12 protein-coding genes are annotated in these 16,088 nt (G+C 54.8%); 10 read left to right on the forward strand and 2 right to left on the reverse strand.

Going from position 1 to position 16,088, the window contains the following annotated elements; translation table 11 throughout:
- Positions 1-97: 97 nt before the first annotated feature.
- Positions 98-625, reverse strand: coding sequence for a DUF2062 domain-containing protein (locus ACZYUB_RS07685; RefSeq protein WP_463946875.1), 528 nt, complete (start codon positions 623-625; stop codon positions 98-100).
- Positions 626-674: 49 nt separating this feature from the next.
- On the opposite strand from ACZYUB_RS07685, the gene ACZYUB_RS07690 reads away from it, so the two are divergent.
- From ACZYUB_RS07690 to fbp, 6 genes are all read left to right on the forward strand, one after another.
- A complete protein-coding gene (locus ACZYUB_RS07690) occupies positions 675-2,870 on the forward strand; it encodes a DNA internalization-related competence protein ComEC/Rec2 (RefSeq protein WP_463946876.1) in 2,196 nt (731 codons plus the stop codon).
- A 42-nt stretch (positions 2,871-2,912) separates the two neighbouring features.
- Complete coding sequence (gene msbA / locus ACZYUB_RS07695) at positions 2,913-4,679, forward strand: lipid A ABC transporter ATP-binding protein/permease MsbA (RefSeq protein ID WP_463946878.1); 1,767 nt, start codon at positions 2,913-2,915, stop codon at positions 4,677-4,679.
- Positions 4,676-5,662 carry a tetraacyldisaccharide 4'-kinase gene (gene lpxK / locus ACZYUB_RS07700; protein ID WP_463946879.1) on the forward strand — a complete coding sequence of 329 codons (987 nt, stop codon included), beginning with the start codon at positions 4,676-4,678 and terminating at the stop codon, positions 5,660-5,662. Before msbA ends, lpxK begins: the two co-directional genes overlap by 4 nt.
- Complete coding sequence (locus tag ACZYUB_RS07705; protein WP_463946880.1) at positions 5,646-5,834, forward strand: Trm112 family protein; 189 nt, start codon at positions 5,646-5,648, stop codon at positions 5,832-5,834. The genes lpxK and ACZYUB_RS07705 overlap by 17 nt, the downstream gene beginning before the upstream one ends.
- Positions 5,831-6,577, forward strand: a complete 747-nt coding sequence (kdsB, locus tag ACZYUB_RS07710; protein WP_463946882.1) for a 3-deoxy-manno-octulosonate cytidylyltransferase — start codon at positions 5,831-5,833, stop codon at positions 6,575-6,577. Before ACZYUB_RS07705 ends, kdsB begins: the two co-directional genes overlap by 4 nt.
- A 208-nt stretch (positions 6,578-6,785) precedes the next feature.
- Positions 6,786-7,823 (forward strand): class 1 fructose-bisphosphatase, encoded by a 1,038-nt coding sequence (gene fbp / locus ACZYUB_RS07715; RefSeq protein ID WP_463946883.1) that lies wholly within the window; start codon positions 6,786-6,788, stop codon positions 7,821-7,823.
- A gap of 105 nt (positions 7,824-7,928) precedes the next feature.
- On the opposite strand, the gene gltA is transcribed toward fbp, so the two are convergent.
- Positions 7,929-9,218, reverse strand: coding sequence for a citrate synthase (gene gltA, locus ACZYUB_RS07720; RefSeq protein ID WP_460884955.1), 1,290 nt, complete (start codon positions 9,216-9,218; stop codon positions 7,929-7,931).
- Between the two features lie 623 nt (positions 9,219-9,841).
- On the opposite strand from gltA, the gene sucA reads away from it, so the two are divergent.
- The 4 genes from sucA to sucD are packed head-to-tail and all read left to right on the forward strand — an operon-like array spanning position 9,842 to position 15,999.
- The gene (gene sucA / locus ACZYUB_RS07725; RefSeq protein ID WP_463946885.1) at positions 9,842-12,640 is read left to right on the forward strand and encodes a 2-oxoglutarate dehydrogenase E1 component; all 2,799 of its coding nucleotides are present in this window, start codon (positions 9,842-9,844) and stop codon (positions 12,638-12,640) included.
- A gap of 58 nt (positions 12,641-12,698) precedes the next feature.
- A complete protein-coding gene (gene odhB / locus ACZYUB_RS07730) occupies positions 12,699-13,904 on the forward strand; it encodes a 2-oxoglutarate dehydrogenase complex dihydrolipoyllysine-residue succinyltransferase (RefSeq protein WP_463946886.1) in 1,206 nt (401 codons plus the stop codon).
- Positions 13,905-13,957: 53 nt separating this feature from the next.
- Positions 13,958-15,127: an ADP-forming succinate--CoA ligase subunit beta gene (gene sucC / locus ACZYUB_RS07735; RefSeq protein WP_460884958.1), complete on the forward strand. Its 1,170-nt coding sequence runs from the start codon at positions 13,958-13,960 to the stop codon at positions 15,125-15,127.
- A complete protein-coding gene (sucD, locus tag ACZYUB_RS07740; protein WP_463946887.1) occupies positions 15,124-15,999 on the forward strand; it encodes a succinate--CoA ligase subunit alpha in 876 nt (291 codons plus the stop codon). Before sucC ends, sucD begins: the two co-directional genes overlap by 4 nt.
- Positions 16,000-16,088 lie beyond the last annotated feature (89 nt).

A 16,088-nucleotide genomic window follows, 5' to 3' on the forward strand; every position in this document is an offset into this window, starting at 1 on the left:
ACAGATCTGCGACAGGGGCTCTGGGCTCATCGACGCACACTCTACCCGAGCGGCCGATTCACGCCTAGCAAAATTCATCGCCATTTCCCAGGGATGCTCAGGGTTGGCGAGGAATTGTACGCTGACGGCGAGTCGCCATTTTTCGAACCACCGAATAGCGCCATAGCAAGCGGATCGATAAATACCCGATCAACGATGAGCTGAGTGCCATCAGGGCACAACCGAGTAAAAAAGGTTCGCCAATCGTCGCCATCACCGAGCGTAATCCATCCCAGTTGACCGGTAGCTCAAAATCGACAGCTGGCAGCCCCAGCAGATGAGCACCAAGATAGTACGCAGCATAGAACATTGGGGGCATGGTTAACGGATTGGTGATCCAGACCAGGGCGACTGAAATGGGTAGATTTACCCGGCACAGGATGGCCATACCCGCAGCCAGTACCATCTGGAATGGAACAGGAACCCAGGCCATGAAAAGACCGATGGCAAATGCTCCGGCGGCAGAACGACGGTTCAGATGCCAGAGATTGGGCTCGCCGAGCCAACGGGCAAAAATTCGCAACTGCTTATGCTGGCGGAGTCTGTTGGGATCCGGCATCCAGCGTTTGATCATCTCTTTTGGCATCCAGTCTCGCTCATTCAATGGCCGTGGTGTTTTGCAAGGATTTACCCTGATGGCCCTCACCACCTTGCTCTGGCCCGAACTGCCCACAATGGGCTGGTCATTACCGCTTATCAGCATGCTACTGCTGGCTTGGTATCGGCGATGGGGCTGCGTCATTGGTGGCTTGTGCGGGCTGATTTTTTTTCTGCTGTTTTTCAATCTTCAGTTGGATTGGTTGCACCAACTGGGCGTTGCCGGCGGCAAACATAGCATAAAAGGCGAGGTGATGGCATGGCAGCCGCAGGGTGAGGGCGGTAGCGTGAGTTTGCGTCTGCACCAGTTGGATGGACAAACGCTCTGGCCTCGCCCCATGGTGCGCCTGTTTTCACCACAACCGGGGTCACCGCTTGGCATGGGTCAGCAGGTGGCACTGGACGCCACACTCAAACCGGTTCATGGCCTGGGCAATCCGCCCAGTTTTAATCAAGAGCGTTGGCTGCTGGGGATGGGTATAACCGCCACGGGTAGCGTGCGGCAGTGGCGGGAGCTTGGCCAATTGTCCAATCCAGGATGGCGGCAAACCTGGCTGGAACAGAGCCGCTTTCTACTTCAATCCTTCACCCATTCGGCATTGCTGTCAGCCCTGGTTTTTGGTGAGCAACAGGATGTCAGTGCGGCCGAGTGGTTGTTACTTCGTGATGGCGGCATTATTCACTTAATTGCGGTATCGGGTTTGCACATAGGTCTGGCCGCCTGGCTTGGGTTCTGGGTAGGACGTGTGTTGCAGTTGTGTCCGGGGTTGGGTTCGCGCGTCGTTGGCTTACCGGTGATGGTTTCTATTCTGATGGCGGTACTTTATTCCGCCTTGGCTGGCTTTTCCTTGCCAACCCAGAGGGCTTTGCTGATGTTGCTACTATGGTTCGGCGTCCGGATCTGGCGACGCCACTGGTCGCTATGGCGGATCTGGTGGTTGAGCCTGGTGTTGTTGATTTTGTTCGACCCCTGGTCTTTGTTCAGCGCCAGCTTCTGGCTCTCCTACCTTGCGGTGGCCCTGTTAGGCGTTGCCGCATTGCTGTGGCGCAAAGCCTCCTTATGGCGGTTGCAGTGGCTGATGACGTTGGGCCTCTTGCCGCTACAATTAGCGATGTTTGCGGGCTTGGGTTGGCTAGCCATACCGGTGAATTTGATCGCCGTTCCCGTGTTTAGTCTGATCCTCATTCCGTTGGGGCTGGTCAGTGGCCTCCTGGTGCCGTTCTGGCCATCAGCGGCTTGGACAGGGTTCTGGCTCTGCGACAGGTTGCTTGGATATCTCATGACCGGGCTGGACTGGTTGCAGATACATGTTGATTCCTGGGTCTGGTTTTCTGCTCAAGGAAGCCAAACTCTCCTGTTGTGCTGGTTCGCGTGTCTGTTCTGGCTGCTGCCACATGGTCGCGCCTTGAGTCTATGTGCTTGTGGCGTCGCGGCTCTGATTTACGGACAACCGGCAGCGGAGTGGGAAGTTTTGGTGATTGATGTCGGTCAAGGTCTAAGCGTCCTGGTTCGGCAAGGAGAGAGAGGCCTGCTATATGACACGGGAGATGCGTTTCCCAGCGGCTATAACATGGCGGATGCGGCCATTTTGCCCGTGCTACGGGCCGAAGGGATCCGGCAACTGGAGTATTTGGTCATCAGTCATGCCGATCGGGATCATGCCAGTAACTGGCTGCGGATCTATCAGGCGCTGCCGGTACGACACCTGCTGTCGTCGGTTCCACTGAATCCGGTAACTCAGCATTGTCTCCGAGGGAGAAACTGGTACTGGTTGCGGTTGCGACTAGAGATCCTGGCTCCATCTCGGGTGGGTAGCGGACAAGAAAATCAGGATTCTTGCGTGCTGAGAATTACCGATGGCCGTCATAGCTTGTTACTGGTTGGTGATTTACCCGGCGATGGTGAGCGTCAGCTGCTAGCCATTCCTGAACTGGTGCAATCGGTCACTTGGCTGGTTTCCGGCCATCACGGTAGCCGTCACTCTTCGAGCTCGGCCTGGATCCGGCGTTTGCAACCGCAAGCGGTGATCCACAGCAGCGGTTATGCTAATCGCTGGCATTTCCCGGACCCGGCGGTGGTGGCGCGATTTGATGCCCGAGGCGTTCGGCAATGGAATACCGCCGAGCAGGGGTTGATCCGCATCACGGTGCGGGATGGAACTGCGCAAATAAGCGGCTTTCGCTCCCAGGGGGCTTGGTACCGACATCTGGACGCTTGGTTGCGCGGAGACTAGTCGGTAGAATAGCCAGCTTATCTTGACCCGATCGGAATTTCGATGCGACAGCTTGCCTCTACAGAACAGCACCCCTCTAGCATGACCACCCTGAAGCGCTTGCTGGGTTATATCAAGGATCGTAAAGGTGGTCTGGCGCTGGCGATTGTCGGCATGGCCGGGTACGGGGTGGTGGATACCTCGCTAGTCTACTCGATCCAACCGCTGATTGATGACGGCCTGAGTGGCAAGAATCCGTCGGTCTTGTTCTGGATGGCCTTTGTCGTCATGGGCTTGGTTTGTGTCCGCGGCATCAGTGCCTTCTTATCGGATTACTTCATGAGCTGGGTCGGCAGTCATGTGGTGATGAAGCTGCAACGGCAGGTCTTTACCCACATGATGGGCATGCCCATGGCCTTCTTTGACAAACACAACACCGGCAATCTGCTCTCCAAGGTGACCTATGACGCGGGGCAAGTCTCTTCGGCGGCCAGCTCGACTCTGGTTTCCCTGATCCGTGAGGGGGTCACTGTGATTGGCCTGCTCGGGATGATGTTCTATCACTCGTGGCAGTTATCACTGATTTTCTTTCTGGTGGGACCTATTGTCGGTGTTTTACTCTCTGTTATCAGTCGCCGCTTCCGTCGCTTGAGCCGGCAAATTCAGCAGGCGATGGGCAATATCACTACCTCGACCGAACAGATGCTACGCGGCCATAAGGAAGTGCTGATGTTCGGGGGCCAGGAGGTGGAGTCCGAACGTTTTGCCAACGTCAGTAATCACATGCGGCAACAGAACATGAAAATGGTGGTGGTGGATGCGCTGGGATCCTCCATGGTGCAGGTGATTGCTTCCAGCGCCTTGACGGTGCTGCTGGTGGTAGCATCTATGCCCGGGGTGCTGAGTAGTCTGACCGCCGGTGCTTTCTCCTTGATCCTCACCTCCATGATGATGCTGCTCAAGCCACTCAAGAGCCTGACCCAGATCAACAACCAGTTCCAGCGTGGCATCACCGCCAGCCAGAGTCTGTTTGAGTTGATGGATCAACCTCTGGAGCAAGATCATGGCACGCGAGAACTTACTCGCGCTCAGGGACGCATTGAGTTACGCCATGTCACCTTTACTTATCCGACTAAAGAGCAACCGGCTCTGAAGGATGTCTCGCTGGTGATAGAGCCGGGTAAAACCGTGGCGTTGGTCGGCCGCTCAGGGTCGGGCAAGAGCACGATTGCCAGCCTGTTGACCCGCTTTTACGACATCAGTGAGGGGGAAATCCTGCTCGATGGGGTCAATATTCGCGATTATCGCCTCATGGCTCTACGGCGTCAGTTCGCCCTGGTTTCCCAGAACGTGCATCTGTTCAACGATACCGTCGCCAATAATATCGCTTATGCGGCCGCTGATGATTTCAGTCGTGAGCAGATTGAGCAGGCGGCGCGTGTTGCCAATGCGGATGGATTCATTCGCCAGATGCCAGCCGGTTACGATACCGTGATTGGCGAGAATGGCTCCAATCTCTCCGGTGGTCAGCGTCAGCGTCTGGCGATTGCGCGGGCCCTGCTGCGGGATGCGCCTATCCTGCTGCTGGATGAGGCGACTTCAGCCCTGGATACCGAATCAGAGCGCCATATTCAAAGCGCGCTGGATGCACTGTCTAAAGATAGAACCACTCTGGTGATTGCCCATCGGCTCTCGACCATCGAGCAGGCGGACGAGATCCTGGTGGTGGACGAGGGACGGATCATCGAGCGCGGTACCCATAGCGAACTGATGCAGCTCAATGGTGCCTATGCCATGCTGCGCAATACCCAGTTCGGGGAGTCGGCATGAAGTTGCAGCAATTGTGGTATCGCGCTAATCCTTGGATCTGGTTGTTGAGTCCGTTGAGCCTTCTGTTTTGGCTGGTTAGTCATGGTCGTCGTGCCTTGTATAGCAATGGCCTGCTGCCCCGATATCGACCCGATGTACCTGTCATCGTGGTGGGAAATATCTCTGTGGGTGGCAATGGTAAGACACCACTGGTGATCTGGTTGGTGGAAATGCTGCGGGAGGCCGGTTATCGGCCCGGGATCGTCAGTCGGGGTTATGGTGGACAGGCCAAGCGGTATCCGCTAAGGGTCACCCCGGATGTGACGGCACGGGAGTGCGGGGATGAACCCAAGCTGATGTTTGAACGCTGTCAGTGCCCAGTGGCGGTGGATCCAGATCGGCGGTCGGCCGTCAAACTGCTGCTCTCCAGTGGTGAGGTTAATATTATCGTCTGCGATGATGGCCTGCAGCACTACGCGCTGGCTCGGGATATTGAACTGGTGGTCCTGGACGGTGAGCGTCGTCATGGCAATGGTCGCTTGCTACCCATGGGGCCGCTGCGGGAAGGACTCTGGCGCTTGAAACGCGTGGATGCGGTGATCTGCAATGGGGGCCTGGCCGCTGTCGGGGAGTATCCGATGCAGCTTAAACCCGAAGCGCCGCGTCCTCTGGATCCGGATATCCAGGCGTTGCCGCCACAGGGCGAGATTGACGCCTTGGCGGGGATAGGCTACCCCCCCCGTTTTTTTAAAACGTTGCAGTTAGCGGGGTATCGTCTGCGCCAAGCCGTAAGCTATGCCGATCATCAAGACTATTCGGCAACCGAATTGCAGCAGCAATTTTCGGAGCTCCCCCTGCTGATGACTGAAAAAGATGCGGTCAAGTGCCGGAGTTTTGCCCGAGACAACTGGTGGTACCTGCCGGTTTCCGCCGAGTTGCCACGCTCGTTTCGCGATCTCATCCTGAACAAACTGAAGGACCATCCCTATGGCGCTCGATTATAAGTTGTTGGAAATCGTTGCCTGCCCTGTGTGCAAGGGCAAGCTGAACTACGACAAGGAAAAAGCGGAGCTGGTGTGTCGGGCCGATCGTCTGGCCTATCCCATCCAGGATGATATTCCGGTGTTACTGGAAAGCCGGGCGCGTACCTTGAGTCTGGAAGAGCTGCCATCATGAGTTTTGTTGTTGTGATCCCGGCTCGCTATCAATCAACGCGCCTGCCAGGAAAACCATTAGCCGACATTCACGGCAAACCCATGATCCAGTGGGTTGCTGAACGTGCCTTGCAGGCGGGGGCCGAACGGGTCATCGTCGCCACGGACGATCAGCGGGTTGCAAATGCTGTGGCGTTGAGTGGAGTCGAGGTGTGTATGACTTCGCCCCATCATCAGTCCGGTACCGAGCGTCTGGCCGAGGTATGCGAGCAGTATGCCTTCCCGCCGGAGACCATCATCGTCAATGTTCAGGGGGATGAGCCCCTGATCCCGCCAGTCATTATTCGTCAGGTGGCGGAAAATCTGGCGCAAGCGGCGGCGCCGATGGCAACACTTGCTGTGCCGATGAGCGAGGAGGAGCTGTTTAATCCCAATGCGGTCAAGGTGGTGATGGACCGCCAAGGGTATGCGCTCTATTTCAGCCGAGCTCCGATTGCCTGGGAGCGGGATGGTTTCTCCCAGACGCCTCCCGTGGTGCGCCATGCTCATGCTCGCCATCTGGGTATCTATGCGTATCGTGCCGGGTTTATTCGTCAATATGTCGGCTGGCAAGCCAGTGAACTGGAACAGATCGAGGCGCTGGAACAATTGCGAGTCCTGTGGCACGGCGAGCGGATCCATGTTGCTATTGCCCTAGAGACGCCACCTGCCGGAGTCGATACACCGGAGGATCTGGCGCGAGTTCAGGCCTTTCTAGCCCGCTAAGCCGTTATTTTTTCCCTCATGCCGTGGTGGCTGGTTGTCGTGGCCTCGACATCCAGCCCGCATACCCTCTGTCGTTTACGACTAGTCGTTATCGTGAATATCTACCTTTCTGCGCAAAATTTGACTTGCTGAAACGATTCTTCTTGATCTGTATCCCGGACTTAGCTCTATGATGAAAGCGATTTCAATGGATTCATGGAGTGAGCATATGCAGAGCCAAAAAGGGATCACACTTGGGGAATTTATCATTCGGCAGCAGGCAGATTTTCCCCATGCTACCGGGGAGTTGAGTTCGTTGCTGGCCTCTATTCGCCTGGCGGCCAAGATCGTCAATCGGGAAATCAATCAGGCCGGGATTAGCGATATTCTCGGTAGCACAGGGCAGGATAATATTCAGGGTGAAGAGCAGCAAAAGCTGGATTGGTTTGCCAACGAGCGCTTCAAGGCAGCTCTGGCTGCCCGGGGTGAAGTGTGTGGGCTGGCTTCGGAAGAGGAAGAGCACTTTGTCAGCTTCGAGCCCTTACCCGAGCAGAGATCGAAATATGTGGTGCTGATGGATCCCCTGGATGGCTCGTCCAACATTGATGTCAATGTCTCTGTCGGCACCATCTTTTCCATCTACCGACGAGTGACGCCGGTGGGCACCCCGGTGCAACTGGCGGATTTTTTACAGCCCGGACATCGCCAAGTGGCGGCTGGTTATATCATCTACGGCTCCTCAACCATGCTGGTGTACAGCACGGGACAAGGGGTGAATGGGTTTACACTGGACCCTTCCATCGGTTGTTTTTACCTTTCGCATCCAGAGATCCGGATCCCGGCCAACGGGCGCACCTATTCGGTGAATGAGGGCAATTACCTGAAGTTCCCGGCTGGCGTGAAGCAGTATCTGAAGTATTGCCAGGCCGAGGACGAGGCGAGTTCGCGGCCCTATACCTCGCGGTATATTGGTTCTTTAGTGTCGGATTTTCATCGTAACTTACTCAAAGGGGGAATCTATATGTACCCCTCCGGAACCAGCTCGCCGCAGGGCAAGCTCAGACTTCTCTACGAATGCAATCCACTGGCGTTTTTGGTGGAACAAGCCGGGGGGATCGCCAGTGATGGCTTTCGCCGGATCCTTGAACTGGAGCCGACGACCTTGCACCAGCGCTCGCCGTTTTTTGTTGGGTCTCCGCGTATGGTTGAACAACTGCAGCAGCTGATGGCGCAATTCTCTCCTGACTTGGAACCTGACCAACCCTGATAACGGATGATGAGCCGCAGGTTCGGAAATACCAATAAGTAAGGGCAGTCATGGACTGCCCTTGTGTTGTCTTTCCGAATTGTTATCGGGTGCTCTTCAGGCCAATTAGCGCTCGCTGATTGGACCCACATGCCGTGTTGGTGCCCCTGTGTACAACTGACGTGGGCGGCCGATTTTACTGGCCGGGTCAGATTGCATTTCCATCCAGTGCGAGATCCAGCCAATGGTCCGCGCCAGGGCGAAGATAACGGTAAACATCGAGGTGGGAATGCCGATGGCATTGAGAATAATGCCGGAATAGAAGTCCACATTTGGATAGAGCTTCTTATCGACGAAATAGGGGTCAGAGAGGGCAATCCGCTCCAGCTCCATGGCGACATCCAGCAGCGGATGGTCGGTGACATTCAATTCACGCAATACCTCATGGCAGGTATCCCGCATGACGGTAGCCCGAGGATCGTAGTTTTTATATACCCGATGACCGAAGCCCATCAAACGGAATGGATCATTCTTATCCTTGGCACGGGTGACAAAGTGCGGGATGCGCTCGACAGAGCCAATTTCTTGCAACATTTTTAAACAAGCTTCATTGGCGCCACCGTGCGCAGGTCCCCACAGGGAAGCAATCCCCGCCGCAATACAGGCAAATGGATTGGCACCGGAAGAGCCAGCCAGACGCACGCTGGAGGTAGAGGCGTTCTGTTCATGATCGGCATGCAGGATAAAGATCCGATCCATGGCCCGTTCGATCACCGGGTTGACCTTGTACTCCTCGCAGGGTACCGAGAACATCATATGCAAGAAGTTACCCGCGTAGCTGAGATCGTTGCGCGGGTACATGAACGGCTGGCCAATCGAGTACTTGAATGACATGGCTGCCAGGGTTGGCATCTTGGAGATCAGACGGAAAGCCGCGATTTCGCGATGCTTGGGGTTATTGATATCCAGTGAGTCGTGATAGAAGGCGGACAGCGCACCAGCGACACCACACATAACAGCCATGGGGTGAGAGTCGCGGCGGAATGCCTTGAACAACGAGGTCATCTGCTCATGCACCATGGTATGGCGGGTTACATGGGCACAGAATTGCTGATACTGCTCCTGGTTGGGTAATTCACCGGAAAGCAGCAGATAACAGACCTGCAAGTAATCGGCATGCAATGCCAAATCGGCAATCGGGTAGCCACGATGCAACAGAATGCCATTATCACCATCGATATAGGTGATCTTGGATTCGCAGGAGGCGGTGGAGAGAAATCCCGGGTCGTAGGTGAAATAGCCATGGGCGCCCAGAGCACGCACATCGATAACTTCGGGGCCTTCGGTGCCGACCAAAATTGGCAGTTCGATAGGGTCTCGGCCCGGAATATGTAGGGTGGCTATCTTGTCAGCCATAGCACGTCTCCTTTGCTTAAAATTGCAGCGAGCCCTTGTCCTTAAAAACCTTCGTACATCACCAGATGCAAAAAGACAGGGTCCAGATGTGGAGTATTTGTATCAGATGAGGGGGCCTTGTCAATTTAACTGACCCTGTCTGGTTAATAACTCATCATAGACTGAGATCTGGCTTGGATAATTGATGTTTCATGAATGTTGTTGGTTTGTAATGAAACTGGGTGGGTGGATATACTCGATGACAAGGTATATGGCGACGAAGCTCTTTTTGTGAAATAACGGTTTTATACCGTGAATCGGGCGGATGATGGTGCAAATGGCATTTAAGGCCAGATGACAGCGTTTGCAATCAGGTTTTTGTAGTGGTTCCTGTTGCTGCATTATAGTAAATGTATTGTGGTGTGACTGAGGTAACTATTGATAATCAAACAGGTTTTCTGGATTATCTGCGGTTTGCCAGCAGTACGGCATGAGCCAATAATAAAATTTTACCCTGATCGGTCCGTTCCGGCTTCTTACCGTCTCCTTTGTGGTTACTTCTCTCATCATGGAGCTAGTTGCTGCCACTTGAGAAGAATTACCCAAGTGAAGCTGCAAGGCAGTATCTGAATTAAGGGAACAGCATGCAAAACGGCCAAATGACCGCCTGGATTGAGTCCTCCCACCTGGCGGGAGCGAATGCAAGTTACATCGAAGATCTGTACGAATCTTTTTTGCAGAATCCGTCCTCCGTCAGCGAGGAATGGCAGCTTCGTTTTCATGCCCTGAATGCGGGTACCAGCGAGCAGATCCATACACCGGTGCGTGACTATTTTCGCCGCTTGGCAATGGCGGGTCATTCTCGGCAGTCCATGGTCGAGGTAAAAACGGATATCCGTCAGATCCGGGTATTGCAGCTCATCAATGCCTATCGCAGTTGTGCCCACCAGATCGCCAATCTGGATCCTCTCGGCCTGTGGCAACGCGAACCCGTGATTGAGCTAGATCCTCAATTCTATGAGTTCAGCGATGGCGATATGGACACTCGCTTTAACGTTGGCTCTTACATGGGTGGCTTGCCCACTATGAGCCTGCGGGACCTGCTCTCTTCTTTGCACAAGACCTATTGCGCGACCATAGGTGCCGAGTACATGCATATGAACTCCATCGAAGAGAAGCGCTGGATCCAGTCCCGGCTGGAATCTGCCGAAGGGCAACCTAATTTTTCCCGTGAAGAACGACAACAAATCCTGCGTGATCTGACTGCGGCCGAGGGGCTGGAGCGTTACTTGGGTGCCAAGTTCCCTGGCGCCAAGCGTTTCTCCCTGGAAGGGGGTGACATGCTGATCCCCATGATCAAGACCTTGTTGCGTGAAGCGGGCAAAGTTGGAACTCAGGAAGCAGTGATCGGGATGGCCCATCGTGGACGGCTGAATATGCTGATCAACGTATTGGGTAAACGCTCGCAGGAGCTGTTTGACGAGTTTGCCGGCAAACACGGCGAGTCCTGGGGTACCGGCGATGTGAAATATCACCAGGGATTCTCGTCAGATTTTGCGACCGAAGGTGGGAATGTCCATCTGGCGCTGGCGTTCAACCCGTCCCATCTGGAGATCGTCAATCCGGTGGTCATAGGTTCAGTTCGAGCGCGCCTGGATCGTTTAGGTGATCCCTCTGGACTCAAGGTATTACCCATCACGATCCACGGTGATTCGGCGATGGCCGGGCAAGGGGTTGTTGCAGAAACCTTCAATATGTCTCAGACCCGGGCTTTTGGCGTGGGCGGAACCGTACGGATTGTGATCAATAACCAGATCGGTTTTACCACCTCGAATCCGCAAGATACCCGTTCTACTCTGTATTGCACCGATATAGCCAAGATGGTGCAGGCGCCGATTTTACATGTGAATGGCGACGATCCAGATGCGGTCATCTTCGTCACCAAACTGGCGCTGGAGTTTCGCAATACCTTCCATCGGGATGTGGTCATCGATCTGGTGTGCTACCGCCGTAATGGCCACAACGAAGCCGATGAGCCAACTGCGACGCAACCGCTGATGTATCAGAAAATCAAGCAACATCCGACCACCCGTCAACTCTATGGGGAGCGTCTGGCCTATAGCGGTATTTTCACCGATGCAGATGTGGAGCAGTTGGTTACCGATTACCGCGCGGCTCTCGACAAAGGGGAGTGTGTGGTTCCGGAATGGCGCCCGATGGGACAGCAGTATCAGAACTGGACCCAGTACTTGGGTCATGACTGGGACATCGCCTATGACTCGTCGTGTGCCCGGGAGGAGCTGAGTGCCTTGGGCGAGCTGCTCTGTCGCTATCCCGAAGACCACGAGTTACAGCGTCAGGTACAGAAAGTTTATGACGACCGGTTGTTGATGAGCCGTGGGGAAAAGCTGGTGGATTGGGGCTTTGCTGAAAATCTGGCTTACGCCACCCTGGTGAAGGCTGGATTCCGTGTCCGGTTGACGGGGCAGGACTCTGGTCGCGGTACCTTCTTTCATCGTCATGCTGTGCTGCATAATCAACGGGACGCGGCGACTCATACGCCCCTGATGCATATCAGTCCGGATCAGGGACCGTTCGAGGTGTTCGATTCGGTACTCTCGGAAGAGGCGGTACTGGCTTTTGAATACGGTTATGCGACTGCCGCACCCGCTGGCCTGACGATTTGGGAAGCGCAATTTGGTGATTTCGCCAATGGAGCCCAGGTGGTAATCGATCAGTTTGTCTCTTCTGGTGAGCAAAAATGGGGGCGTTTGTGTGGTCTGACTCTGTTCCTGCCCCATGGTTATGAAGGCCAGGGCCCTGAACACTCCTCGGCTCGGCCGGAACGTTATCTGCAACTGTGCGCGCAGCACAACATGCAAATCTGTATGCCAACGACACCGGCGCAAGTGTTCCATATGTTGCGGCGACAGATGGTTCGTCCGATGCGGCGTCCACTCATTGTCTTCACGCCGAAATCTCTGTTGCGTCACCCGTTGGCGGTATCCACCCTGGATGAATTGGCCCATGGCCGCTTCCAGAATGTGATAGGCGAGCAGGATGAACACCAACCTGAGGCTGTCACCCGGGTCGTGATGTGTTCAGGCAAGGTTTATTATGACCTGCTTGATGCCCGGCGTAAGGCCGAGCTTAAACAGGTTGCCCTAGTGCGGATTGAACAACTTTATCCGTTCCCGCATGCCGAACTGACCGATATTCTGGCGCCCTATGCCCATGTTAAAGAGTTTGTCTGGTGTCAGGAGGAGCCGCAGAATCAGGGGGCCTGGTATTGCAGTCAGCACCATTTCAATGAGGCATTGCCCGCAGGGGCAAGAGTCCGTTATGCCGGTCGACCGGCATCGGCTTCTCCGGCGGTGGGCTATATTTCATTACACTTGAAACAACAAAAAGCTTTGGTAGAAGAGGCATTAGGGCTGATTTGAACGGCTTGGCCCGCGAAACCCCATATCGTCAGCCCCAAAATTGACAAGGATAAGTAGCATGAGTGTTGAGATCCGAGTTCCTGACCTACCCGAATCGGTTGCCGATGCCACAGTTGGCGACTGGCACAAGAATGTCGGCGAATTTGTTAAAGCCGGTGAACTACTGGTCGACATCGAGACCGATAAGGTCGTGCTCGAGGTTCCAGCACCGGAAGATGGTGTGTTGACCCACATCCTGTTCGAGCGGGGCAGTACTGTGACATCTCGCCAACCTTTGGCACAGTTACAGCCTGGTGTTGCAACTTCAGCACCTCCGGTCGCAGGATCCCTGGAGGATTCAGCCAAGGATGCGGATATTCTGACCCCTTCGGTACGCCGCTTGCTGGCAGAACAAGGCGTTGATGCGGCTGGCATCACCGGAACCGGCAAGGGTGGCCGCATTACCCGGCAGGATGTGAATCGCCATCTGGTACAGCAGGCGGCATCTGCTCCCATACCCGTCGCAACGACACTGGCGCCACCTTCTGTCTCTGCACCCGTGACTGCCGATGTTCAAACCGGTATGCGTGAAGAAAAACGGGTGCCGATGACCCGATTACGCCAGCGGGTTGCCGAGCGCTTGCTGGATGCCAAGAACACCACCGCCATGTTGACCACCTTCAATGAAGTCAATATGAAACCGATCATGGATATCCGGAAGGGCTATCAGGAGCGGTTCGAAAAGCGTCACGACATCAAGTTGGGCTTCATGTCCTTCTATGTACGCGCGGTGACCGAGGCGTTGAAGCGTTACCCCATCGTGAATGCCTCGATTGATGGCAATGACATCGTGTACCACAACTATTTCGATATCAGCATTGCTGTTTCCACCGAGCGTGGATTGGTCACTCCGGTTTTGCGTGATTGCGACAGCATGTCATTAGCTGATATTGAACGTGGGATTAAGTCATTGGCGGATAAGGCTCGGGATGGTAAGTTGACCGTGGATGACCTTTCCGGTGGTAATTTTACCATCACCAATGGCGGTGTTTTCGGCTCGCTGATGTCAACACCTATCATCAATCCACCACAGAGTGCCATCTTGGGAATGCATAAAATCCAGGATCGGCCTATGGCGGTTGATGGCCAGGTCGTGATCCTGCCCATGATGTATCTGGCGCTTTCTTATGATCACCGCATCATTGATGGAAGAGACTCGGTTGGATTTTTGGTGACAGTCAAAGAGTTATTGGAAGACCCGACCCGCCTGCTACTGGACATCTAATATTCATCTCCGGCGCTTTGAGCGCCGGAATTTCACAACAGGGATTGAGTGTCATGAATTTGCACGAATATCAGGCAAAACAACTATTTGCCGAATTTGGACTGCCGGTACCAGCTGGCATGGCCTGCGAGAGTGCTCAGGAAGCCGTCGATGCGGCAACCGCCTTGGGTCAGGATAAGTGGGTCGTTAAATGTCAGGTCCATGCCGGTGGCCGAGGCAAGGCAGGCGGAGTCAAGGTCGCGACCAATAAAGAAGAGGTTCGGGCATTTGCCGAGCACTGGTTGGGCAAGAATCTGGTGACTTACCAGACCGATGCCAAAGGACAGCCGGTCAACAAGATCCTGGTTGAAACCTGTACCCAGATCGCCAAGGAGTTGTATCTGGGAGCGGTGGTGGATCGTGCCTCTCGTCGCGTGGTGTTCATGGCGTCAACGGAAGGGGGCATGGAGATTGAAAAGGTCGCCCACGAAACCCCGGAACTGATCCACAAGGCAATTCTGGATCCACTGACTGGACCACAAGCGTATCAGGCGCGGGAGCTGGGTTTTAAACTGGGTCTGAATGCTGCACAGCTCAAGCAATTCACCAGCATCTTCTTGGGCTTGGGCAAGATGTTTGTGGCCCATGATCTGGCATTGTTAGAAATCAACCCGCTGGTGATCACCGCCAGTGGCGACCTCCTGTGTTTGGATGGCAAGATCAACATCGACTCCAATGCCCTGTATCGTCAGCCCAAGCTGCGTGAAATGCATGATGTCAGTCAGGAAGATGAGCGCGAAGCTCATGCCGCACAGTGGGAGCTGAATTATGTGGCGCTGGATGGCAACATTGGTTGCATGGTGAATGGCGCCGGTCTGGCGATGGGCACCATGGATATTATCAAACATCATGGCGGCTTCCCGGCCAACTTCCTGGATGTGGGGGGTGGTGCGACCAAAGAGCGCGTGACGGAAGCTTTCAAGATCATTTTGTCTGACGACAAGGTGAAGGCGGTGCTGGTTAATATCTTCGGTGGTATCGTGCGCTGCGATTTGATTGCCGATGGCATTATTGGCGCAGTCGAAGAAGTCGGTGTCAAGATCCCGGTGGTCGTTCGTCTGGAAGGTAACAATGCCGATTTGGGCTCTGAGCGTCTGGCGCAGAGCGGGTTGAATATTATCGCTGCCAAGAGTCTGACTGATGCAGCGGTGCAGGTAGTGAAGGCAGCGGAGGCCGTGGCATGAGCGTCTTGATCAATAAAGATACCAAGGTGATCTGTCAGGGATTTACCGGTGCACAGGGTACCTTTCACTCCGAACAGGCGATTGCCTATGGCACTCAGATGGTCGGTGGTGTTTCTCCTGGTAAGGGTGGCAGCACCCATTTGGGGTTGCCGGTTTTTAACACAGTTCGGGATGCCGTTCTGGCGACTCAAGCTACCGCATCGGTGATCTATGTTCCTGCTCCCTTCTGTAAGGATGCGATCCTTGAAGCCATTGATGCAGGCATTCAGCTGATTGTCTGTATTACCGAAGGAATCCCGACGCTGGATATGCTGCAGGTGAAGTGCAAACTGGAAGAAACCGGTGTGCGCATGATAGGCCCCAACTGTCCAGGCGTGATTACGCCGGGTGAGTGCAAGATTGGTATCATGCCTGGGCATATCCATTTGCCAGGCAAGGTGGGGATCGTCTCGCGCTCTGGCACTTTGACCTATGAGGCGGTGAAGCAAACCACGGATGCGGGTTTTGGACAGTCCACCTGTGTCGGGATTGGCGGCGATCCGATCCCGGGCTCCAATTTCATCGACATTCTGCGTGAGTTCCAGGATGATCCACAGACGGAAGCGATTGTGATGATCGGTGAAATCGGTGGTACGGCCGAGGAAGAGGCTGCTGCCTTTATCAAGGCCCATGTCACTAAACCCGTGGTGTCCTACATTGCGGGTGTTACCGCGCCGGCAGGAAAGCGAATGGGCCATGCAGGCGCCATTATCGCGGGCGGTAAGGGAACAGCTGCCGAGAAGTTTGCAGCCCTGGAAGCTGCGGGCGTGAAGACGGTCCGTTCGTTGGCCGATATTGGTGCCGCGCTTAAAGAGATCACCGGTTGGTCATGAGTCGCCAACCTGTGATGCAACGCCGCCTTCGGGCGGCGTTGTCGTTTGGGGAACCCTGAAAGGAAACAAGCCAGCTCGAAAGCTGGCTT

The sequence above is a fragment of the Pseudaeromonas sp. HNCC25DJ182 genome, from assembly GCF_055413365.1.